We start from the raw sequence: 22,515 nt of genomic DNA, 5'->3' as shown, positions 1-22,515 counted from the left end.
AAAAAGCCAGTTGCTCTGCCCGATACGTCTAAGCCTTCCATCACTGGTTGGGCAGAAGGGAAAAAATACATTGATCAACCAGAAAGTCACCTTGTCGCAACTCGAGTCGTTCCTCATGGGCGCCGCCGATATCCTGCGCGGCAAGATGGACGCCTCCGAGTTCAAGGAATTCATCTTCGGTTTGCTGTTCGTGAAGCGTCTGTCCGACGAATTCGATGCCAAGCGGCATCGCCTGCGCACGCGCGATTTTGCCCATCTGGCAAACCAGCCCGAGCTGCTGGCCGAACTGCTGGAAAGCAAGACCAGCTATGGCGAAACCTTCTACGTGCCGGTGCGCGCGCGTTGGAATGCCTCGTGGCTAGACGAGAACGGCGATACCGTGCCGGCGCTCAAGGATCTGAAGCACGATATCGGCGCTATGCTCAACAAGGCCATCGCCGCGCTGGAGGACGAGAATGACTCGCTGGCCGGCGTGCTCAAGAGCAACATCAACTTCAACGAAGTCAAGGGCAAGACCAAGATCGCCGACCAGAAGTGGAAAGACCTGCTCGACCACTTCGACACCTTCGGTCCGCTGGTCAACGACCGCTTCGAGTTCCCGGACCTGCTGGGCGCCGCCTACGAATACCTCATCAAGTACTTCGCCGACAGCGCCGGCAAGAAGGGTGGCGAGTTCTACACCCCCGCCGAAGTGGTGCGCCTGCTGGTGCAGCTCACTAAGCCCGCCGCCGGGCAGAGCATCTACGACCCCGCGGTGGGCTCCGGCGGCTTTCTGATCCAGGCGCACCAGTATGTGGAGGAGCAGGGTCAGGACGCCAACGACCTGGCGCTATACGGGCAGGACTCCAACGGCACCGTGTGGTCGATCTGCAACATGAACATGATCCTCCACAACATCACCCGCTTTACCATTGAAAACGGCGACACCCTGGAAGATCCGCAGATTCTCGAAGGCGGCCGCATCCGCCAGTTCGACCGCGTGCTGGCCAATCCGCCGTTCTCGCAGAACTACAGCCGCGCCAACGTCAAGTTCGCCAGCCGCTTTCGCGAGTGGTGTCCGGAAACCGGCAAGAAGGCCGACCTGATGTTCGTACAGCACATGCTGGCCAGCCTCAAGCCCGCCGGGCGCATGGCTACCGTCATGCCGCATGGCGTGCTGTTTCGCGGCGGCAAGGAAAAGCTCATCCGCGAGCTGCTGCTGAACGACGACTGCATCGAGGCCATCATCAGCTTGCCACCGGGTCTTTTCTACGGCACCGGCATCCCCGCCTGCGTGCTGGTGTGCAACAAGCAGAAGCCGGACGAGCAGCGCGACAAGATCCTGTTCATCAACGCCGACCGCGAATACGGCGAAGGTAAGGCGCAGAACAAGCTGCGCCCGGAAGACATCGAGAAGATCGACTTCGTGTTCACGAATACGCGCGAGTTGCCCAAGTACTCGCGCCTGGTGGACAAGCGCGAGATCGTGGACGAGCACGACGTCAACCTCAACCTCCGCCGCTACGTGGACAACACGCCTGACCCCGAACCCGAGGACGTGCAGGCGCACCTGATCGGCGGCATTCCGCAGGTCGAAATCGACGCCCTCGGCCCCCGGCTCAACCAGTTCGGCGTTCAGCCCGGCAGCCTGTTCCGCTTCGAGCGCCCCGGCTACCGAGCCTTTGCCGAAGCCATCGCCGACAAGCCCGCGATCAAGCGCGCGCTGGAAGCCGACCTCGCACTCACGCAGACCCTCGCCTGCCACCAGCAGGCGCTGGCTGACTGGTGGCGCGAGGCCAGCCAAGACTTCGCCGAGCTGGAGCATGTTCAGGCCGGCAACGGTGGCCGCAAGATGCCCGACATCCGCCGCGAGCTGATCCGCTCGCTGAAAGACAAGCTGATGCCGCTGGGCGTGCTGGACGAGTTCAAGAGCGCCGGTGTGTTCGTCAACTGGTGGCAGCAGATCCGCTACGACATCAAGACCATCATCGCCAGCGGCTGGCACCACAGCCTGATTCCCGATGCCTACCTGATCGCGGCGTTCTTCCAGAAAGAAGCCGACGCCATCGAGGCATTGGAAGCGACCATCGCCGAGGCGCAGGCGGAGCTGGACGAAGCCGTGGAGGCTGCCGTGGAGGTGGCGGGCTGGGAACCGGAGGTCGACGAGAAAGCCAGCTCCGCCGTGCTCAAGAAAGCGCTGAAGTCCCTGATCGATGATCTGGCGAATGCCACCGGCGCCAGCGCGGCGAAGGAACGCAAGGCCCTGAAGGTGCAGGACGCCGCCATCAAGGCCGTCGAAAAGCGCATCAAGGACGCCAAGGCCAAACACAAGCACAAGCGTACCGAACTTGAAGAAAAGCTGGAGCTTAAGCGCGTCGGCGCCGATGCCGCCAAGGCGGAAAGCCAGACGCTGATCGCACAGATCGACCAGCGCCTGGCCAGGCTGGACGGCGACAAGCTCGCCGACCTCAAGCAGGCCAAGGCACTCGTCGGCGACAAGGAGACCCTGCAGGCGCGCATCGCCCGCACCGATGCCCTGCTCAAGGCTATCGGTGGCCAGCTGAGCGATGCCGATGCGCGCACGCTGATCCTGAAGAAGCTCGACGACCTCGCCCGCGCCGAGCTGGCGCGCTACCTCAATGCCGAGAAGCGCGCGCTGGTCGCGGCCGTGGAGAACCTATGGGACAAATATGCAGTGTCAAGCCGGCAGCTTGAGGCGAGCCGTACCGAGGCGCTGACGTCGCTGGATGCGATGCTGGCAGGATTGGGGTACTTGCTGTGAATGCGCCAGAGGGATGGGCGTTAGCCACTCTCGGATCAAAGTGCAGCATCGAGATCGGTGGCACGCCATCGCGGGGCGCAAATGCGTATTGGGATACGGACGGGTCGACCGATAACGCATGGGTATCCATCAAGGACATGCATTCCCGTCTGATTAACGACACGGCGGAACGCATTTCTGATCTGGGCGTGCGGCATTCCAACGTGAAGCTCCAGCCGAAAGGAACCTTGCTATTGAGCTTCAAGCTCACCATTGGTCGCGTAGCATTTGCAGGGGTGCCGCTGTACACGAACGAGGCGATCGCTGGATTGCAGTCGAAAACACTCGATTCCGAATATCTTTACCATGGGCTGCAGCAGTGGGATCTCTTACAAGGCGTAGACCAAGCGATTAAAGGCGCTACGCTTAACAAGGCAAAGCTCAGAAAGATCAGCTTCAACCATCCCGAGTCCCGCGCCGAACAATCCAAAATCGCGGAGGTGCTGTCGACTGTGGATCGGGCGATGGCGCAGACCGAGGCGCTGATCGCCAAGCAGCAGCGCATCAAGACCGGCCTGATGCAGGACTTGCTCACCCGCGGCATCGACGGACACGGCCAACTCCGCTCCGAAGCCACCCACGCCTTCAAGGACTCCCCCCTCGGCCGCATCCCGGTGGAGTGGGACGTATGCTCTCTGGAGCGCGCAGTGCGGTCTGATTCGCCGATTACATACGGCGTCGTCCAGCCTGGCAAGGAAGATGAGTATGGTGTGCTGTTTGTACGCGGTGGGGACATTTATCAAGGGGAAATCAGTATCTCGAAACTTCGCACGATCAGCAAAGCCGTGTCGGCGCCGTATCGGCGTACCCTTCTAGAAGGCGGCGAACTGTTGATGTCACTGGTCGGATATCCCGGTGAAGTTGCGGTCGTACCAGAAACGCTTGCGGGCGCCAATATAGCCAGGCAGGCGGCACTCATCCGTCTATCTGATCACTTCGCGCCCGCGTTTGTGATGTGCTACCTGTTGTCGTCCGACGGGAAGCGCCAAGTGCTTGGTTCCAGTCTGGGGTCGGCGCAACAGGTTGTGAATTTGAAGGATCTTCGGACAGTTGTTGTTCCTATGCCGGATGAGGTGGAGCAGTCCGCAATTGCCGAGCGAGTCGCGGAACTCTTTTCGCAACAGAAAAAAACAATGAAAGCGCTGAACAAGTTACGCTCCCTCAAAACCGCCCTGATGCAAGACCTGCTCACCGGCAAGGTCCGCGTCACACCACTGCTGCCACTGGCTGGGAAGCCCACCGCATGAAAGCCCAGGATCTGCAGTTCACCCAGCTGTTGCAGGGAGCCAAGCAGTTCATCATTCCGATCTTCCAGCGCCCGTACAGCTGGGAGATTGTGCACTGCGAGCAGCTGTGGCAGGACATCCTGCGCGTGGGCAGCCATGCGGAGCTGGACAGCCATTTCATCGGTTCGGCGGTGTACATCCCCGAGCAGGAAACCAGCGCCGCGATCTCGCGCTGGCTGGTGATCGATGGTCAGCAGCGCATCACCACCTTGTCGCTGCTGTTGCTGGCGCTGAAGCGGCGGCTGGAAGCCGAAGGGGTGGACACGCCGGTGTCGGCCGCGGAGGTCGAGGACTATTTCCTGCTCAACCGCTACGGCAAGGGCGAGCTGCGCTACAAGATGCTGCTCACCAAGTCCGACAAAGACACGCTGATTGCGCTGCTCGATGGCAAGGCGCTGCCAGAGACCGCTTCCCATCGCATCAAGGAGAACTTCGACTTTTTCAGCGGCAAGGTGGCGAGTGCCGACCTTGGCGTGGTCTATACGGGCATCCAGAAGCTAATGATCGTGGACGTGCGTCTGCAGCAGGGCATCGACAACCCGCAAATGATCTTCGAGAGCATGAACTCCACCGGCAAGGCGCTGACCCAGGCCGACCTGATCCGCAACTACGTGCTGATGGGGCTGCCGCACGAGCAGCAGACGCGGCTCTACGAAGACTACTGGCGGCCGATGGAAATGCTGTTCGGTGCGGAGAACTACACCAGCTACTTCGACGAGTTCATGCGCTTTTATCTGGTCATCCACACCGGCAACCACCGGATCCGCAAGGACGAGGTCTACAGCCAGTTCAAGACCTACGCGCTTGACCACCACGTCGAGCCGCTGCTGGCGACGCTGCTGGAGTTTGCGCGCTACTACTGCGCCATGGCGCTCGGCAACGAGCAGGATGCGGAATTGGCGCGTGCCTTCCAGGACATCCGCGAGCTGCGGGCGGACGTGTGCTACCCGATGCTGATGGAGGTGTACCACGACTACGCGCGGCAGCAGCTGGGCAAGGAGGAGTTCAGCCAGATCCTGCTGCTGGTGGAAAGCTACGTGTTCCGGCGCGCCATCTGCGACATCCCCACCAACTCCCAGCGCCAGACCTTTGCCACGTTCTGTCGCCAGCTCAAGAAGGATCGCTACCTGGAGAGTGTCAAGGCGGTTTTCATGCTGCTGCCGTCGTACCGGCGCTTTCCGGGCGACGAGGAGTTCCGCCGCCAGCTGCAGATCCGCAACCTGTACAAGTTCAACCGACGCAGCTACTGGCTGCGTCGGTTCGAGAACTTCGGCCGCAAGGAGCGGGTGATGGTTCAGGATTACACCATCGAACACATCATGCCGCAGAACGAGCACCTAAGCGCGGCCTGGCAACAGTCACTGGGCGACGACTGGGCGCGGGTGCACGAGCAGTACCTGCATACGCTGGGCAACCTCACGCTGACCGGCTACAACTCCGAATACAGTGACCGGCCCTTTGCCGAGAAGCGCGACATGGACGGCGGTTTCGCCCACAGTCCGCTGAAGCTCAACGAAGGGCTGGGCAGCTGCGCCGACTGGAACGAGCAGGCCATCGTGGCGCGTGCCGAGCGCCTGGCCTCGCGCGCGCTGGCGATCTGGCAGGCACCCGCCCTGGCCGATGACCTGCTCGCCGCTTATCGGGACAAGAAGTCGGAAAGCGAGACGCCCTACACGCTGGAGGATCACCCCAACCTGGCCTCAGGGCCGACGCGCGCACTGTTCGAACGCTTCCGCAAGGCGGTGCTGGATCTGGACGAATGCGTGCACGAAGAGATTCTCAAGCTGTATGTCGCCTACAAGGCCGAGACGAACTTCGTGGACGTGGTGCCCCAGGCCAAACGCTTGCGGATGACGCTGAACATGCCGTTCCCGGAGATCGACGACCCGCGCCACAAGTGCCGCGACGTCACGAATACCGGTCGCTGGGGCAACGGGTGCGTGGAAGTGGCGCTGGAGCAGGAAGACGATCTGCCCTACGTCATGGGTCTGGTGCGTCAGGCACTGGAGCGGCAATTGGGCGAAGACGAGGAAGCTGCCAGCGCATGAGTGCCAAGCCCGCCCCCGCGAACATCAAGCTGGACGAGCGCCAGCATGTCGAGTTGCCGTTCCTGCGACAGCTGGAGGGCCTGGGCTGGAATGTTCTTGATCTCACGGAGAAAAAGCAGACGCCGGCGGACACAGGGCGTACGAGCTTCACCGAGGTGGTGCTGGAGAAGCGTCTGCGCGCGCAGCTCACGGTGATCAATCCGTGGCTCGAAGAGACCCAAGTGGACGACGTGGTGAAGCTGTTGATGGCGAGCTTCCCCAGCAACGACTTGATGAAGAACAACCAACACCTTTTGCACCTGTTGCTGGAAGGCACCAGCGTGGCTGAGAACCGGCAGACCGGGGAGGCCAGCCCCACGGTGCGCTTCGTGGATTTCAGCAACCTGGGCAACAACGATTTCACCGCCGTGTGCCAGTTCAAGGTGCGCATCCTCGGCACCGAGCACCACATCCTTCCCGACATCGTGCTGTTCCTGAATGGCCTGCCGGTGGTGCTGGTGGAGTGCAAGTCGCCCAAGGTCAACGATGCCCTGGCCTGCGCCATCGACCAAATGCTGCGCTACAGCGAGCAGCGGGGCGCGAAGGGCGAAGGCAGCGCGCCGCTGTTCTGGTACAACCAGTTCATCATCGCCACCTGCCGCCAACAGGCCAAGTTCGGCACCATCTCCACGCATACGGAAAAATATTTCTACCGCTGGGCCGATCCGTACCCGCGTACGCTGGAAGACCTGGACCACGGCGCCGGCAGCCCCAATGATCAGCAGCGGCTTGTGGCCGGCATGTTGGACAAGCAGAACCTGCTGGATCTGATCCGCACCTTCACGCTGTTTTCCACCAATGATGACGGCCAGACGATCAAGGTAGTGGGCCGTTACCAGCAGTTCCGCGCGGTAAAGCTGGCGGTGAAGCGGCTGCTGGAGGGCAAGACGCCTCGTCAGCGCAGCGGCATCATCTGGCACACTCAGGGGTCGGGCAAGTCGCTAACCATGATGTTCATGGTGCGCGAAATGTACAGGCACGCAAAGCTGGCGCACTGGAAGGTGGTGTTTGTCACCGACCGCACCCAGCTGGAGGACCAGCTCAACGAGACCAGCCAGGCCATCGGCTTCACCGTGAAGGTGGCCGACAGCATCAAGCGACTGAAGGAGCTGCTGGCCTCGACATCGTCGGATCTGGTGATGGCGATGATCCACAAGTTCCGCGAGACCGAGCTGGAAGCGAGCTTCCCGGAGCTTAACGCCAGTCCGCACATCCTGGTGATGACCGATGAGGCGCATCGCTCGCAATACCAACTACTGGCGACCAATCTGGACCGCGCGATCCCCAACGCGGTGCGCATCGGCTACACCGGCACCCCGATCGACAAGACCGAACGCGTGTTCGGCGACTACATCGACAAGTACACCATGCGCCAATCCATCGCCGATGGCGTGACGCTGGAAATCGTCTACGAAGGCCGCACCCACAACGCCGAGGTGGATGACGCCGAGGCGATGGATAAAGATTTCCAGGATGTTTTCAGCGATTACAAGCTCGAAGAGCGGCTGGAAATTCTCGGCTATGGCTCGCGCCAGGCGTATCTGGAGGCCGATCCGACCATCGCCGCCAAGGCGGCCGACATGGTGGAACACTACCTCACGCACGTGTTCCCGAACGGCTACAAGGCGCAGGTGGTGGCCGCCTCGCGCGAGGCCGCCGTGCGCTACAAGCAGCACATCGACGCTGCGCTGGCGGCGGCGGTGGAAAGGCTCGAGCAGGCCAACTCGGGCGGGCCGGATCTCGCCACGCTTAAGGCCTTCGAGACCGACGTGATCATCTCCGGCAGCCACAATGACCTGCCCCACCTGAAGGCGTACAGCGACGGTCGCCGCCACGAGACCAGCATCAAACGGTTCAAGCTGGCCTTCGGCGCCACGGATGATGGGGTGGACGGCAAGCTGGGCATCCTCGTCGTCAACAACATGCTGCTGACAGGCTTCGATGCGCCGGTGGAGCAGGTGATGTATCTGGACAAGGTGGTGGTGGCGCACAACCTGTTGCAGACCATCGCGCGCGTCAATCGCGTGGGTGGCGAGACTAAAGAAAAGGGCTTTATCGTCGACTACGTGGGCATTGGCCATCACCTGAAAAAGGCGCTGGACAACTACGACGAGCGCGAGCAGAAAGAAATCACGGATGGCTTGAGCTTCCCCGAGCAGGAACTGCGCGAGCTTGCAGCCGCCCATGCCGAGATCATGGTGCTGCTGAAGAAGCACGGGTTGACCGACCTGAACGACCACGATGCATTCTTCGACGTGTTCTACGACGAGGACATCCGCTTTGCTTTCATGCTGGCGTTCAAGAAGCTCACGCGGGCGTTGAACACGGTGTACCCGGCCAAGGAGGCGCTGGCCTACATAGCCGACTATCAGGCGCTGGCCGAGATAAACATGCTTGCCGGCAAGCACTTTCGCGATGAGCGCCTGAGCATGAAGGGCATCCCGCCCAAGCTGCGTGCCATTGCCGATGCGCGCCTGCAATCGAAGGGTATCGACACCAAGGTCAAGCCGATTTCGATCCTCGACGAAGACTTCGAAAAGGATGTTGGCGAGCGAAAGCGCACCAAGACCAAGGCCGCCGAAGTGGAGCACGCGATCCGTCACCATCTGGACATGGAGCTGAATGATGACCCGGATCTGCAGGCCTCGTTCGCCGAAGCATTGGCAGCTATCCTGAAAGAATTCAAGGACAACTGGGACAAGATCTACGAGGACCTGGAGAAGCTGCGCCAACGCATCCGGGATGCTCGCAACGAGCCGACCTACGGTCTGAACCGCAAGAAGCAGATACCGTTCTTTAGGCTGTTTCAGCGTGAACTGGGGGCTGCAATGGAGCAGCACCCCGACTACGGCGGCAAGCCTGACGAGCGCATTGCCGTGCTGGTGAACCTGACCCAGCAAATCTACAACGCCGTGGAGCGCGAGCTGAAGTTGACAGGCTTCTGGGAAAGCATCTCAGCACGCAACAAGCTGAAGGCAGAGTTGCAGCAGATCCTCGTTTCACCGCAGTTTGCCAAGGTGCCCGACCTGGTGCGCAAACGCGAGGCGATCATCAGCCGCGTGATGGAGCTGGCCGAAGCCAGGAACGACACCATCCTCTACGCCGCATGACGCCATGGAACTGAGGTACGAAATTCGCCGCTCGACCAAACGCAAGAAGCTCACCATCACGGTGGAACGCGACCGGTCCGTGGTGGTCCATGCGCCGTCAAACGTGCCGGAGGGAGCGATTCGGCAACTGGTGGACAAGAAGCGCTCGTGGCTCTTCGAGAAACTGCATCACGAGCAGAAATATCAGCCGCTGCCACACCCGCCCGGCAAGGAGCTGGTCAACGGCGAAGCGGCGCTTTATCTGGGGCGCTCTTACCGCATCGAACTGGTCGATGGCGAGAACGCCACGATTCACTTTGCGGGAAAGTTCCTCATTCCGAGGGCACATGCGCGCCAACGCTGGCAGGTGCTGCGTCAATGGTACGTTGAGCGCGCAAGGGAAAAGATCTTGCCGCGCGTGCGCTCGCATGCCAATAGCCTCGGCGTGGAATTCGAGCAGGCGAATATCAACGACAGCCGTTATCGCTGGGGATCCTGCACGCCCAGAAACAACCTCAATTTCAACTGGCGACTGATCAAGGCACCGATGTTCGTCATCGACTATGTGATCGTGCACGAACTGGCGCACCTCATCGAAGCCAACCACGCGCCACGATTCTGGAACATCGTTCGTGCGCAACTGCCGGCCATGGAGCGCGCTCGTGACTGGTTGCGCGATAACGGGCAACGTCTCGAGGAAGAGGTGTAGGGACCGGCAACAATCAAGGTCGACGCCGCCTTAGACTTCGCCGCCACCGGCAAACGCAGCTTGCTGGCCTCGCTCCGGAAACAGGGAGACAGGGTCCAAGGAAAACAGGGTCACCATTTCGCCGCCGGGATCAATAGACGCGCACGTGCTCTCCCCGGCGCTGCCGCAGAATATGTGCCCGTCTTGTCGCTGACCACCCGCCGTTGTGTTTCATGCGGCGCCAGGATCGCGCCAGTCACCGTTCTGGTTAAAGTCGCATCTGCGCCCCTTGCTGCTTGCCAAAAACGGCGTCAGGTTGAGCTGGCCCGGATTTGACGACACCTTTGCACGGGACAATTAGGCGTCGCCAGCGCCACCCACCTCCGCCGCGTCGCGAGCGCTAAATTGGCCCCACACCTGTTCTTGTGCGGATGCCCAGGGAAGCGCCCGCAAGCTGTTGACACCCCTCCGTTGCAGTAGCAGACTCGATCTCAAGGAGCCTAGAAACTCCGCAGAGAGCGGTACCCACCTCCGACAAACCGGTGGGTTTTTTGTACCTGTTCGCAGGTGCAAGCCGACGCGAAGCCTGCGTCGGGAGGGCGGCTAATACAACACCCGCAAGGGGAATACGCCCGCCGGCTCTCTGCGGTTTCTAGCCTCCCGACTTCCCGTCCGTCGTCATGCCGTGGACGGGCACTTCATGGAATAAGGAGGCGACCATGTCGACGTTCGAATCGGATGATCTGGGAACGACGGGCTATTTCCTGCCGGAGGACAGCCAGTTTCGGCTGAAGAAGCTGCGCGAGTACGTGGAGTTCCTCTCGCACCTGGCGCAACCGCGAAGGCCGGACGAGGAGCGGGAAGGGGTTCCCGAGATTCGCCCGGGCGAAGTGGCGATCTGCCTGGAACTGCTGGAGGAGCAGATCGCCCAGGTGCTGGGCGAACTTTCCTGGCCGGCTGAGCGTCGCGATGGGACGGCAGCATCCGAGGCCAAGGCTGAATTTGAAGCTGAGCCGAAAGTGGCAGCCGCAGCGGAGGCGGCGGACAAAGATGACGCCGAATCGGAACTTGCCGGGTCGACAACGAACGAGGCGGGCGAACGCTACGTGTCGGGCATCACCCTGGATCAGATCGACGAGCTGGCCCGGCTGGGCGACATCCTCCGCGCCCATGGCGATGTAGTGGTCGCCACCGATCAGGCGGATTTCGCCGACGTCACGCTGTCCATCATGGGCGACGCCATCCTCCGCGACGCGGAGAGACTGCGCGACATCATCCACGACATCGACAGCGTGCAGCGGCTCGATGGGCGGCGTCGTTCGCATGCCGACGTGAGGGAGGAGGCCGCCACCTATCTCGCCGTACCGGCATGCGCATCCCTGCGCGGCATGGCGCGCCCTTCGGCTCGGCTCACTGTCGTCGGACCGCTCGGCGGTGGTGAAAGGGCCGCTGCGCTGGCATACGCCCAGCCTGCCCTCTGAGGCCATTTCGGCTCGACGGGACGCGCCGGGCAGGCGGCGCGCCCGGTCGGCCGGGTCCAGGCAGGCATAACGGGAGCAGGTGCTTGCGACGGCGTTCACACCTCACGCCAGGCATGACGGACAGAGGTATCCCGGGACCGCCACTTGCGCGAGGATGCGTGCTGCGTGATTCCTTTGGACCCCAAGGACATCTTCATGCCCCGACTGCTCCGCTGGCCCGCTTCACTGGCCCTGGCTACTGCCGCCTGTCTGCTCGCACCGGTCACTCTGTTTGCTTTCGCCGCCCAAACTGGCGCTCCGCCGCCGGCGCGCACGGCCGATGTGGTCGAGCACCTGTTCGGCCACACCGTGCACGATCCCTACCGCTGGATGGAAGGCGACAGCAACGCTGAATTCCAGCACTGGCTGGTCGCGCAGGGTGAGTACACGCGGGGCAAGCTGGACGCATTGCCCACCCTGAAGAGCTGGCAGCAGGCGCTGGCCAGCACCGATGGCACCACCGTCATCCACCGCAACCAGCGCCGTGCCGGCGGCAGGCTGTTCTTCATCCGCCAGGGCGCGAAGGGCAGCGGCACGCTGATGGTGCGTGACGCGGATGGCACCGAGCGCGTGCTGCTGGATCCGGCGACCCTCCAGGGCGACGGCGGCCACGCCTCGATCACGCTGTACACACCATCGCCCGATGGCAGCAAGGTGGCGGTGAACGTCGACCACGGCGGCAGCGAAGTCACCCGCCTCGACGTGCTGGACGTGAAGACCGGCAAGCCCACCGGCGATGTGGTGGAGCCGGTGTGGGGCGAGTTCGGTGCCCAGTGGCTGCCCGACGGCAGCGGCTTCGGGTACACCCAGATGGCGCCGTCCGCGCAGCGTACCGGCGGCGACCCCGTGCAGGACATGCGCGCACGCCTGCACCGGCTGGGCACACCCTCGTCGCGGGACCCGATCCTGCTGCGCGCTGGCCAGGGCGAAGGCGTCAATCCATCGTTCGCGATGCCTTCGCGCAGCTTCCCGGTGATCGAATTTCCTGTCGGCTCGCGCTGGGCGCTGGGCGAGTCGCTGGGTGCACAGGCCGACCAGCGCTACTGCGTGGCGCCGCAAGTCGAGGCGGCGAAGCCCGGCGCGGCCTGGCACTGCATCGCCGACCTGGACGACCACGTGCAGTCCGCGGCCATCCACGGCGATACGCTGTACCTGGTTTCCACCCATGCACGCTCCCACGGAGAGGTGCTGGCGCTGGATTTGTCGCGCCCGGACGCGTCGATCGGGCAGGCGCGTTCCGTCCTGCCGCTGAAGGGCGACGACATGGTGGCCGGCATCAGCCTGTACGACGCCCAGCAGGTCGCGCCGGCCCGTGATGCGCTGTACGTGAAGGTCTCCAGGAACGGCATCGACGACATCCGCCGCGTCGACTACCGCACCGGCAAGGTGGACGCCGTGCCGATGCCGTTGCCCGGCGTGGCCTCGCTGTTCCACGCCGACCCTGGCCAGGACGGTTTCCTGCTGGAACTGCGCGGCTGGACGACGCCGCCGAAGTCCTGGCGCTACGAACCCGCGGCCGGCACCTTGCACGGCCTGGGCCAGGATGAAGGCAGCCCCGTCGATTACAGCATGGTCGAGGCCACCGAGACCGAGCTGGTCAGTCAGGACGGCACCCACGTGCCGCTCACCATCCTGCATCGCAAGGACGCAGCGCTGGACGGCTCGCATCGCGCCATCGTGTTCGCTTACGGCAGTTACGGCATCTCCGTGCTGCCTTCGTTCAAGCCCACTCGGCTGGCATGGGTCAAGCGGGGCAACGTCTTTGCCTACGCGCACATACGCGGCGGCGGCGAAAAGGGTGAGGCCTGGCACCAGGCCGGCAAGGGGCCGAACAAGCACAAGGGCGTGGAAGACTTCGTCGCCGCCGTGCAACGCCTGAGCGAGCTGGGCTATAGCCGCCCGCAACGCACCGCGCTGCTCTCCGGCAGCGCCGGCGGCCTGGTCGTCGGCGGTGCGATCGTGCATGACCCGGACAAGTTCGGCGCGGCCGTGTGCCTGGTGGGCGAGCTCAACCCGATTCGCCTGCTGCATGCGCGCAATGGCGCCAACCAGATCGGCGAGATGGGTGACCCGCGCAAGGCCTCGGATTTCCCCTGGATGCTGGCGATGGACCCTTACCAGCAGATCACGCCGCACACGGCCTACCCGGCGGTGCTGCTGGCTGTGGGCCTCAACGACAACCGTGTGTCCACCTGGCAGACCGGCAAGTTCGCGGCGCGCCTGCGCACCGCCGACACCAGCGGCCGGCCGGTGTGGATGCGCACCGACGCCAATGGCGGCCACGGCATGCAGACCTCGCTGGGCGCCGAGGCCGCGCAGTTCGCCGACATCTACGCCTTCCTGGATGCGCAGTTGCCGGCGCAGTGAGGAGAAAAGGGCTCTTGTCCAGAAAAGCTGGTAGCTCCAAACGAAGACATGAAGAAAATGGTCATCGGCGTCGCCTCCCAGCAGGCCATTCGCGCCCGCGCGCTGGCCATCGCACGCGGCGATCACCAGCCACGCCCCAACGAGCCGAAGCTCTGGTTCACCTCCATGCGCTCACTGGCCGAAGTATTGTCTGACGACAACCGCGCTGCGCGTGTCGGGTTCACTTAGCAAAGGCACGGAAGTGAACCCGACCCCGTTCCTGTCTGCAGAGTTCCTGGAACTCCGTGAGGATGAGCGGCTTGTTCATATCCGACGTCACGCTGTCGATCATGGGCGATGCCATCGTCCGCGACGCGCAGACGCTGCGACATCCGCGGTGGTGTCGGCCGCTCCCGCCGGCGTCCTGACCGTCGCAGCCTCGCTCGCCCGGACGCCTATACTTCGCGCACCTCTCCGCGAACTTCCTCCATGCCACAGCGCATCGCCATCGCACTGGGCACCCTGCTGGCGCTGGCGGCGATCCGCGCACACGCCGACGGCACCGGCTGGGCCACCACCACGCTCACCTACGACGGCGCCGCCATCGGCAACCTCGATGGCGGCGCGGCGCGCTCGTCCACCTATGTCGGCAACGCGCACCTGCGCAGCCTGCTCGACCTGGACCGCGCGCTCGGCTGGACCGGCACCCACGCCTACGTCGACGCACTGTGGATCCACGGCGGCCAGCCCGGCGCCTTCGTCGGCGATGCGATGGGCGTCAGCAACCTCAGCGCACCGCCGAACCTTCAGCTGGAAGAAGCCTGGATCGAGCACAACCTTGCCCAGGCGAGCGTCTCGGTGCTGGCCGGGCTGTACGACGTCAACAGCGAGTTCGACCGCACGCAGTCCGGCGGATTGTTTCTCAACAGCGCGTTCGGCATCGGCCCGGAGTTCGCGCAGACCGGCGTCGACGGGCCGTCGATCTTTCCGCGCACGGCGCTGGGCGCACGCGTCGCCTTCAAGCCGGCCGAAGGCGTGGTGCTGCGCGCGGCGGTGCTCGACGGCGTGCCGCTGATCCGCGATGGGAACCGACTGCGCGCCTTTCAGTCCCACGATGGCCGTCTCTACGTGGCCGAGCTGGCCCTGCTCGACCGCCCGGGCGCGCGCCCGCCCGGCGATGCGCGCCTGCGCATCGGCCGCAACGCGATGCTGCCGATGTATGCCGGCAAGCTCGCCATCGGCGCGTGGCACTACACGACCACGTTCGACCGGCTCGCACCCGGCTCCGGCGCAGCGCGCCAGCACGGCGCTACCGGCTATTACGCGGTGGCCGACCGCACCGTGGCGCGCGACGCGCACGACAGCCGCCACAGCCTCTCGCTGTTCGCGCAGTTCGGCGCGGGCGATCCGGCAGTGGCCCGCTTCGGCCGTTACCTCGGCGCCGGTGCCGTGCTGGCCGGCCCGTTCGAGCAGCGCCGCCAGGACGAGCTGGGCCTGGCCATCGCGGTGGCGCGCAACGGACGCCCCTACCGGCAGCAACAGGCCCCACGGCCGACCACCGCCACCGAGCGCTCGATCGAGCTGAGCTACCTGGCCCAGGCGACCGACTGGTTCGCCGTGCAGCCGGACCTGCAGTACGTGATCCACCCGGACACCGACCCCATCGTGCGCAACGCCCTGGTGTTCACCCTGCGCTTCGAACTGTCCACCGACCTCTAGACCGTCCGGCAGGAGCCTGCGCGTGGTGTGCGAGCCGACCGGGATCAGGTTGAGCGGGCCGCTACTTGACCCGGCGAACCTCTTGCGGCCAGCCGCAGGCTTCGGCCAGTTTGCCGGCCCACTGCCTTGCCGCTTGCTCGTCGGCCACGTCGATCACGGCGAATCCGCCCAGGAACTGGGGGTTGCGCACGTACGGCCCCTCGGTGAAGGTCAGCGTGCCGCTGGTGGCATCCGCGCTGAAGGCGTTTTCCGGGTCTTCGTCCAACCCTCCGGCGAACACGTAGACGCCAGCCGCCTTCATGTCGTCCACGACCGCGCGTGCAAGCGGACCGCGCGCGGCGAACCACGTCGCGGTGTGCTCGCCGACCCACGCCTGGTTGAAATAGATGATGTACTTGCTCATGCCATGCTCCGCGGCCGCGCAGCCCCAGTGGCTGCCATTCTCCTCACGACGAACGGGCGAATCGCGGTTCGACACAGGTGGGCAAAGCCGAACCGCGCCAGAGCCCTTTCACCTCGCCGCCTCATCGCCGAGTCTTTCCGGGTCATGGATGAGGCGCAACAGCCTCATCCATGACGCCAACCGCGTGTTGCTTCGCATGAGCCGGGCGACCGGTCGTCACGGGTCCTGCGCGGCCAGGCGCAAATCCCAGATGGCTTTGTTCTGGTCCCAGAAGATCGCGTAGCGCTGCTCGCGATGCATCGCGTAGTAGACGGGGGTTCGGTCACCCGTCTGCATCCAGAACAGGCAGTCTCCTATCAGGCCGCAGCCGAATTCACGCGTGTCGCGCGGGTCGAGGTAGTTATTGGTCCAGTCGCTGTCGGACGTCTTGAGTGCGAAATTGACGCGGGCGACGTCGTCGAAGTTGGAAATGCCGACGCCGCCCATTTTCAGACTCATGGTTTGCATGGTCGGCGGCGGCGCGACCAGGGTGTCATAGCGCGCGAGCGCGGCGGGACGATGGAAGCGGGTCATGAGCGAAGCGAATCTCTGTTGCTTCAGTGCCGTGGCGGATTGCGCGTTGAGTACCGTGGACGCATGCGTAATCTGCGACGTCGCAAGTGGCGGATGGACCGACGACGCCTGCGTGATGGCGTGGCTGGCCACGGCGGCGTGCGACAGCTGCGGTGTGGCGTGGGGGTTTGCGAGCGTGGCCATGGCGTTCTGCTTGTCCGCACCCGCCGCTGCGGTTGCCGCCGGTTCCAATGCCGGCTCCGCCTGCCGGGCGAGGCTGGCCTGGTCCGGCTGGTTGGCCTGCGCTGCGGGTGGCGCTGCGGATTCCGCAGGCGATGGCGAGGCCGTGCCGGTCGGCGCGGGTTGCGCCGCGGACGCCGTAGCCTGAGGCGCAGGTTCATCGTGCGTCTCTGGTGCCGCACGAAGGCTGGCATCCGGCTCGGCGACGGTGCCAGCCGGCGCGGGCGGCGTGCTTGCAGTCTGCGCCGCCATCACGGCGGCGGTGCCCTCGGGCGCTTGCCCGCTCTCCTGGCCAGAACAGCCTGTCAGCAGGATGGCGAGCAGCAGTGGTCCGTAGACATGGCAGGGCGAGATATTCATGGCGCACCTCGATGGTTGTCGTCCGCGCTATCGGGTTTGGGGGCGTCGCCGGCCCGGCGTCCGAGCACGTAACCGGCGATGGTGCCGAAGAGGCCGAGTCCGGGCGAGATCTGTTGCGCGCTGAAGCCGGCGCTGATCAGGAAAAGCGTGCCCGTGACGATCAGGTTGATCGCCAGAAGCTGCAGGATTTCATACGAGTTTCGCTTTGGCGTGCGCAACAGAAGGTATTGCACGAACAGGACGGCGGTGCCGAACAGCAGGATGGCGTATGACAGCAGTTGCTCGCGGTCCGTCAGCATGGAGTGCTGCGCCTGCTGTTCGCTCGACAGCCGCTGGGGTTCGCGCGGCGCATTGCTGAACGCGCCGGGATTGGGCGGGGCGGTTGCGGTGGCCGGGGCATTCGCGGGCGCCTGCGAGGGTGGGCCCTGCATGGCTCCGGTGCGTGCCGTGACGGCGAGGCACGCGAGCAGGATCATGGCGGGAATCGCGAAGCGTCGACGATCGCGGTGGCGGTTTCGAGAAGCGAGAGGCGGGTAGTGCATGTCAATCCTCCGTTCCGTGGCGGTCGAAGGAGAAGGCGCTCCACCGACCGGGTCGAGGCATTGGGACTGCGGCAGCCGACGTCCGGGTTGCGGCATCGGGTGACTGGCTTCGTTTCTTGGACGCGTTGGATGTTTTTGCGCAAAGAGCAAAAAAAGCGCTTGGAGTCTGCGTGGGGCGCAGCGAACCGGCAGTGACGGTTCCGGGCTTACCAGCTGAGTCGCGCCATGCCGGACCGGTGGGATCTGAAAGCGGGCGTGGACCGCACTCCCCATTCCCTCCGTAAAAATCTATGACGGTCCTGCCGGAATTGGCCGGAGTGTACTCAACGGAATTTGCGGCGAGAAGTGCCGAGAAAGTCGGAAGGCGCTTTCTTCAGGCTCGACACCGCCATGGCTGCTGCGCACTGTCCATGGACGCGCGCAGCCACCCCTTGTTGCGGGACGGCTGAAACGGTGTCAGGGACAATGTGTGGACGGCAGGTGTAGCGCTTGAGTTGTTTTTGACACGGCTCTTGCCAAATACTCAGGTTCGTTTTCTGGCCGGACGAAATAAGGGAAGGAGCGCTCCGGAACCATTTCGGGTCGGCGTGAAGGGAGCGGTCTCGTCTTCCCCGCCACGGTTTCTTGGGATCATCAGCTCGGCAAACATAAGGAATCCAGTCATGCCTTCAGTACTCGACCGGCTCTCGGAACAGGAGCGCCAGAAAATCAGTCGGCTCTTCAGCGCCAAGGCGCGTGCGCTGCCGCATCATCAGCAGCAGGTGGCTGCCGAGCGTGGAAACCCTACGCACACGCTTACCCGGCACGGTTACCAGACAGGTTGGGAAAGCCAGTTGATGCGCCTGGTGACCGGCAGAACACCCGACCAGCCCGAGGATGAGGATGGCGTCCGCGATGCGGTTCAGAAGTTCCGCACGAAAGAGGCGCTGCCAAGGAGAGAGCAGGGCAAGACCAACTACGCCCCCGCTGACTCCGTGGGGGCGTTCCTCTCCCCCGAAGTCGAGGCCTTCGCCATCAATCGTGCGCGCGGCAAGGCGCGCCCCCTGATGGCGCACTCCTGGGCGCAAACCTCGTCACGTGCGGGCACCGTATGGACACCGTATGACTACATCGACATGGTCGTAAGCGGTCCGCATGCGTTGTCTGGCGTCAGCTTCAGTCGGATGAAAAACGCCCCCAAGTTGACCCAGGAGGAGTCCGTGCAAGCCATTGAGGACTTCATCAACCAGAAGCGCCTTTCCAAATCGGGAGACCCGCAATCCTGGGACGACAAACGCGTCATTTTGAATGCGATGGAGAACGCGGACGTGTCCGGGCAGTACTCGCGAAGCGCTTACCGCAAGGACTATGCGCTTCGGTTCCCGAACCTGGCCGACTTGCTTGCTTTTCTTGGCGTGCGTGCGCTGTGGATGCGCAACGTCAACGTAGTGTTCCGTAAATTTGCAGCCAACGACTGGCGCGTGCATACGGCCTACTGTGTCGATTGCACCGAAGTACCGTCGCCGACGCGTGGCACCCCGGCGGTGAAAACCGGCAAATGGACCGGGCGGCTGCGGTCGGTGAAGGATGGCCCCGAGACCATGCTGCCTCCGGAGTGGCTTTCGTGAGCCTCGTCGCCCCATGAAGGCGCGACGCCAGCAGAACGGGGTCACCTCGGGACAATCTTGAGCACGGACCATCGCCAAGGCCTGTCGCTGCGACCAGGAACTGCGCGTCTCCGGATTCGATCCGCGGTCCTGAGGGCCGCACTGAAGTGGCGCTGCAAGTGCGGCCTGGCAGCGAGAGTGAGCAATGGGCCGGGTTCATTTTTGTAGCGATAAATGAACCTGGCTCTTTTCCTACTTCAGCGGCAGAAACAACTCCACGATCGCTTCAGGTGTCGACCCGTCCGGCATGAGCGAGAGCCGGCGCTGGCAATAGATCCGAGAAAACGGGGTCAGGTTCACTTTCGATGAGGACGTAAGTGAACCTGACCCCGTTCTTGCGTGACCCGTTATTGCGATTGCATCCTTGTCTTGACATGGTGTATTGATCGCCGTGCTTGCTGGTAGCCATTTCAATCGACTGGAGATGATTGTGGGCAAAGACAGCGATTCCGCAGGTCAAGGTGGTGAGGCGAACGGGTGGGGATCCATTGTCATTGTCATTTCGCTCATTGTGTTCGTCACAGCCCTGTTGGCATTGTTTGCGCGCAGTGTGGCGCGACCCCGAAGGGATATAAGGACGACCCGATCCAAGGTGTGGAATTCCCGTCCCCCGAACTCGCAATCGAATGAGCCCGTCAAGCGCCGATTCGCAACTGCTCAGCTCCATGCCGCAGGCGAGCCCATAAGTGCGGGCGCAATCGACAGAGCCGTCGAATTAATGGGGGTGGGTGAAGCCCACATCCAAGGTCGTGGCGCAGGCACCATGCAAGATCGTCACTTTGTCGCGACGAGCTGGCTTAGAGGGGCTGTGCGCGAACTTGTCACCAATCCAAGCGAGACTGCCAATGCTGAATTCGTGCGACTGCTGGGGCTGATCAATCCAGCTCTGAGAGCGATGTGGAACACAATTTACGGGGCGGTGACCGCCCATGCCAGAAGCTGGAATCGAAGTGTCAGACCCGCTGAATTGCAGCAATTTTTGGATGATCTGCAGAACTCGGAACTCAATCGGGCAATTTGGGATACCGATGCGAATCAGCGGACAAGCAACCGGCCCGATATTTCCGAACAGCTCGCCTTGCAGCACGAACCCGACCATGCGCGGCAGGTCGGACTGCAATGGTTCAAGACGTCCTCGGCCTTGGGCTTCCGACCCACGGTTGGCGGCAGCACGATGGGGGACGACATCACTGCCGAGGAGAACACCAACTGGCGGGTCGCGGCAGAGGACATGCCGATCTCACCGAGGGAGCTCCTGGGTTTCAGAACGTGGCTGATCGCCTATCTGCGCGAACTGAACGATCGTTTCTGGCAAAAGTAATTCGCAGAGATTGCAGCGGGAATTCGTTCGGCCGATAGGGGGCGAAGGAAAAACCGAGACGGGGTCCGGCTCTCTTGTCCTCCGTTCGGAAGTGAACCTGACGTCGTTCCCGCACGGAAGTGGTGTTCGTCCAACAACGATGACGGGAGAGTCATAATGTGCCAGACAAATCACGTGCAAGGCCATTTGTTGGGAGTGGGCGGCAGAGTTGGTTCTGTGCCGTTCGTTCACTTTAACGGCTGGACTTTGTACCTATCATCCGCGAATGGTGCTCATACGATTCCCAACGCAACAGTCTTCGACGTGACATTGGATGGCTACTACGGTGCGGAGCACGAATTGGACGAACAGGTAGCCGCCAGACTCGAACTGCTTAGCGATGAGCTTGTCAAGTGCGCCAACAGAAACGCGCCTGTGGTCGTTCACTGCAATCATGGTCGAACACGGTCTGTCATTGCTGTGGGCGTGTATTTAATGCGTGTTTTTGGCATCACCAATGTGGAAGCGTTCGAAATAATCAAATCGTCGTTCACAGCCAGCGAAGGCGCGCATTATCATGCGCCAGGTGAGCGGGTCGAGAGGGCGCTGATGATGTATGCACAGCTGCGGGGCAACGCGAGAGGCCAGTCCAATTTTGAATCTGGAGAGGTGCGCCGTTCGGGACGCGTTACCGCCAAAAATGTGTGCACTGGCAACTGCGGCTGAGGAAAAGGTGTCAGAGGGTAAGTCGGAGTTAATTGAATTCGGTTGACTACCGTCTCGTTTTTGATCCTCTGACGCCTTTCTCTCCTGCTTCTTCTTGTTTGATAACCGGGGTCAGGGTGCACTTTTCGTCGACCAGGAACCGGGGTCACCAAGAACTCGGGTCAGATGCGGTGCGCATTTAAAGTCGACTCCGACCCCGGTTTTGGTCAGGCCTGCAACTGACCAAACCGCGCCATCAGGAAATCGATCGCACTGCGCAGTTTGGCCGTCGGCCGGATGTTCTGTGCATAGATCAAGTGCATCGGTGACGGCGCAAGCGACCAGTCGGGCAGCACCGGTACCAGGCGGCCGGCGGCGAGATCGTCGGCCAGCACCGCTTCGGGTTGCAGCACGATGCCGATGCCGTTCACGGCGGCGATGCGCAAGGCGTCGCCCTGGTTCGCGGTGAAGCGCCCCTGCACGCTGACGTTGCAGGTTTGCCCGTTGGGCCCGACCAGTCGCCAGCGATCATGCCGTCGCCAATACGACAGGCCCAGGCATTCGCGCGAGCCCAGTTGCTCGGGATGGTCGAGCTGGCCGTGGCGCGCCAGGTAGGCCGGCGCGGCGGCCAGCCGTCGACGGTAGGGTTGCAGGGGGCGCGCGACCAGGCCGGGCTCGTCGATGTCGCCGATATGGATGCCCAGCTCGAAACCCTCGTCGATGAGGCTGGGTCGGCGGTTGTCCAGTGTCAGTTCGATGCTGACATCGGGATGGCGGGCCATGTATTCGCCCAGTGCGGGCACCAGGCTGTGGCTGCCGAAACTGACGGGGGCGATCAGCCGTAGCCGGCCGCGTGGGCTGGACTGCAGTTCCGATGCGCTCGCGTCGGCGAGTTCCACGTCGGCAAGCACGTGTTTGCAGCGCTCGTAATAGAGCCGGCCCACGTCCGAGAGCTGTTGTCGGCGGGTGGTGCGGTGAAGCAGGCGGGCACCCAGCCGATCTTCAATCGCCCGAATGTGCTTGGCGACCATCGTCGGCGAGACCCGGCTGATCTCGGCGGCGGCACTGAAACTGCCGCTTTCCACGACGCGGACGAACATCTCCATGCCGGCAAGCTTGTTCATGATTGAAAACCCATGGGTTCTGTATGAGTCAAATGATTACATGTTTATCAACGTCCGGGCAGGGCGCACCATGGCCGCCCTGCCTCCATCCGGGGGCGTTCATCGGAG

At 63.1% G+C, this 22,515-nt stretch carries 16 protein-coding genes; 12 read left to right on the top strand and 4 right to left on the bottom strand.

Features of this window, described 5'->3' with window-relative positions; genetic code table 11:
• The first annotated feature begins 70 nt into the window (after positions 1 to 70).
• From ACFPME_RS02075 to ACFPME_RS02035, 9 genes are all read left to right on the top strand, one after another.
• A complete protein-coding gene (locus ACFPME_RS02075) occupies positions 71 to 2,761 on the top strand; it encodes a type I restriction-modification system subunit M (protein WP_377301523.1) in 2,691 nt (896 codons plus the stop codon).
• Positions 2,758 to 4,047 (top strand): restriction endonuclease subunit S, encoded by a 1,290-nt coding sequence (locus tag ACFPME_RS02070; protein WP_377301521.1) that lies wholly within the window; start codon positions 2,758 to 2,760, stop codon positions 4,045 to 4,047. Before ACFPME_RS02075 ends, ACFPME_RS02070 begins: the two co-directional genes overlap by 4 nt.
• The gene (locus ACFPME_RS02065; protein ID WP_377301519.1) at positions 4,044 to 6,134 is read left to right on the top strand and encodes a GmrSD restriction endonuclease domain-containing protein; all 2,091 of its coding nucleotides are present in this window, start codon (positions 4,044 to 4,046) and stop codon (positions 6,132 to 6,134) included. The genes ACFPME_RS02070 and ACFPME_RS02065 overlap by 4 nt, the downstream gene beginning before the upstream one ends.
• Positions 6,131 to 9,283 (top strand): type I restriction endonuclease subunit R, encoded by a 3,153-nt coding sequence (locus ACFPME_RS02060; RefSeq protein WP_377301517.1) that lies wholly within the window; start codon positions 6,131 to 6,133, stop codon positions 9,281 to 9,283. Before ACFPME_RS02065 ends, ACFPME_RS02060 begins: the two co-directional genes overlap by 4 nt.
• Before the next feature lie 4 nt (positions 9,284 to 9,287).
• Entirely contained in the window at positions 9,288 to 9,971 is a 684-nt protein-coding gene (locus ACFPME_RS02055) for a M48 family metallopeptidase (protein ID WP_377301515.1), read from the top strand.
• A gap of 698 nt (positions 9,972 to 10,669) precedes the next feature.
• Positions 10,670 to 11,431, top strand: a complete 762-nt coding sequence (locus tag ACFPME_RS02050) for an XAC0095 family protein (protein WP_377301513.1) — start codon at positions 10,670 to 10,672, stop codon at positions 11,429 to 11,431.
• A 195-nt stretch (positions 11,432 to 11,626) separates the two neighbouring features.
• Complete coding sequence (locus tag ACFPME_RS02045) at positions 11,627 to 13,837, top strand: prolyl oligopeptidase family serine peptidase (RefSeq protein WP_377301511.1); 2,211 nt, start codon at positions 11,627 to 11,629, stop codon at positions 13,835 to 13,837.
• A 48-nt stretch (positions 13,838 to 13,885) separates the two neighbouring features.
• Entirely contained in the window at positions 13,886 to 14,065 is a 180-nt protein-coding gene (locus ACFPME_RS02040) for a hypothetical protein (RefSeq protein ID WP_377301509.1), read from the top strand.
• 240 nt (positions 14,066 to 14,305) lie between these two features.
• On the top strand, positions 14,306 to 15,535 hold the full coding sequence (locus tag ACFPME_RS02035) for a carbohydrate porin (protein ID WP_377301507.1): 1,230 nt from the start codon (positions 14,306 to 14,308) through the stop codon (positions 15,533 to 15,535).
• 61 nt (positions 15,536 to 15,596) lie between these two features.
• Here the strand turns inward: ACFPME_RS02035 and ACFPME_RS02030 are convergent, their stop codons facing one another.
• The 3 genes from ACFPME_RS02030 to ACFPME_RS02020 form a co-directional block, all read right to left on the bottom strand.
• On the bottom strand, positions 15,597 to 15,938 hold the full coding sequence (locus tag ACFPME_RS02030) for a YciI family protein (protein ID WP_377301505.1): 342 nt from the start codon (positions 15,936 to 15,938) through the stop codon (positions 15,597 to 15,599).
• Positions 15,939 to 16,154: 216 nt separating this feature from the next.
• Positions 16,155 to 17,090, bottom strand: coding sequence for a hypothetical protein (locus ACFPME_RS02025; RefSeq protein WP_377301503.1), 936 nt, complete (start codon positions 17,088 to 17,090; stop codon positions 16,155 to 16,157).
• Positions 17,087 to 17,632: a hypothetical protein gene (locus ACFPME_RS02020; protein WP_377301501.1), complete on the bottom strand. Its 546-nt coding sequence runs from the start codon at positions 17,630 to 17,632 to the stop codon at positions 17,087 to 17,089. The genes ACFPME_RS02025 and ACFPME_RS02020 overlap by 4 nt, the downstream gene beginning before the upstream one ends.
• 662 nt (positions 17,633 to 18,294) lie before the next feature.
• Between ACFPME_RS02020 and ACFPME_RS02015 the strand changes: the two genes are divergently transcribed.
• The 3 genes from ACFPME_RS02015 (at position 18,295) to ACFPME_RS02005 (ending at position 21,304) form a co-directional block, all read left to right on the top strand.
• Positions 18,295 to 19,239, top strand: coding sequence for a hypothetical protein (locus tag ACFPME_RS02015; protein ID WP_377301499.1), 945 nt, complete (start codon positions 18,295 to 18,297; stop codon positions 19,237 to 19,239).
• A gap of 421 nt (positions 19,240 to 19,660) precedes the next feature.
• A complete protein-coding gene (locus tag ACFPME_RS02010; protein ID WP_377301497.1) occupies positions 19,661 to 20,599 on the top strand; it encodes a hypothetical protein in 939 nt (312 codons plus the stop codon).
• 174 nt (positions 20,600 to 20,773) lie between these two features.
• Positions 20,774 to 21,304, top strand: a complete 531-nt coding sequence (locus tag ACFPME_RS02005) for a dual specificity protein phosphatase family protein (RefSeq protein ID WP_377301495.1) — start codon at positions 20,774 to 20,776, stop codon at positions 21,302 to 21,304.
• Between the two features lie 206 nt (positions 21,305 to 21,510).
• Here ACFPME_RS02005 and ACFPME_RS02000 read toward each other — a convergent pair whose 3' ends face one another.
• Positions 21,511 to 22,407 (bottom strand): LysR substrate-binding domain-containing protein, encoded by an 897-nt coding sequence (locus ACFPME_RS02000; protein ID WP_377301493.1) that lies wholly within the window; start codon positions 22,405 to 22,407, stop codon positions 21,511 to 21,513.
• Positions 22,408 to 22,515: the final 108 nt, after the last annotated feature.

The sequence above is a fragment of the Rhodanobacter umsongensis genome, assembly GCF_042654965.1.
Taxonomy (GTDB): Bacteria; Pseudomonadota; Gammaproteobacteria; order Xanthomonadales; family Rhodanobacteraceae; genus Rhodanobacter; species Rhodanobacter umsongensis.
Note: the sequence above shows the minus strand (reverse complement) of the source record. Positions and strands in the feature narration are given on the sequence as shown.

Bases quoted from the DNA above. Each gene is read 5' to 3' on its own strand.
- ACFPME_RS02065 (WP_377301519.1), top strand. From the start codon at position 4,044: ATGAAAGCCCAGGATCTGCAGTTCACCCAGCTGTTGCAGGGAGCCAAG.
- ACFPME_RS02060 (WP_377301517.1), top strand. From the start codon at position 6,131: ATGAGTGCCAAGCCCGCCCCCGCGAACATCAAGCTGGACGAGCGCCAG.
- ACFPME_RS02055 (WP_377301515.1), top strand. From the start codon at position 9,288: ATGGAACTGAGGTACGAAATTCGCCGCTCGACCAAACGCAAGAAGCTC.
- ACFPME_RS02050 (WP_377301513.1), top strand. From the start codon at position 10,670: ATGTCGACGTTCGAATCGGATGATCTGGGAACGACGGGCTATTTCCTG.
- ACFPME_RS02045 (WP_377301511.1), top strand. From the start codon at position 11,627: ATGCCCCGACTGCTCCGCTGGCCCGCTTCACTGGCCCTGGCTACTGCC.
- ACFPME_RS02040 (WP_377301509.1), top strand. From the start codon at position 13,886: ATGAAGAAAATGGTCATCGGCGTCGCCTCCCAGCAGGCCATTCGCGCC.
- ACFPME_RS02035 (WP_377301507.1), top strand. From the start codon at position 14,306: ATGCCACAGCGCATCGCCATCGCACTGGGCACCCTGCTGGCGCTGGCG.
- ACFPME_RS02030 (WP_377301505.1), bottom strand. From the start codon at position 15,938: ATGAGCAAGTACATCATCTATTTCAACCAGGCGTGGGTCGGCGAGCAC.
- ACFPME_RS02025 (WP_377301503.1), bottom strand. From the start codon at position 17,090: ATGAATATCTCGCCCTGCCATGTCTACGGACCACTGCTGCTCGCCATC.
- ACFPME_RS02020 (WP_377301501.1), bottom strand. From the start codon at position 17,632: ATGCACTACCCGCCTCTCGCTTCTCGAAACCGCCACCGCGATCGTCGA.
- ACFPME_RS02015 (WP_377301499.1), top strand. From the start codon at position 18,295: ATGCCTTCAGTACTCGACCGGCTCTCGGAACAGGAGCGCCAGAAAATC.
- ACFPME_RS02000 (WP_377301493.1), bottom strand. From the start codon at position 22,407: ATGAACAAGCTTGCCGGCATGGAGATGTTCGTCCGCGTCGTGGAAAGC.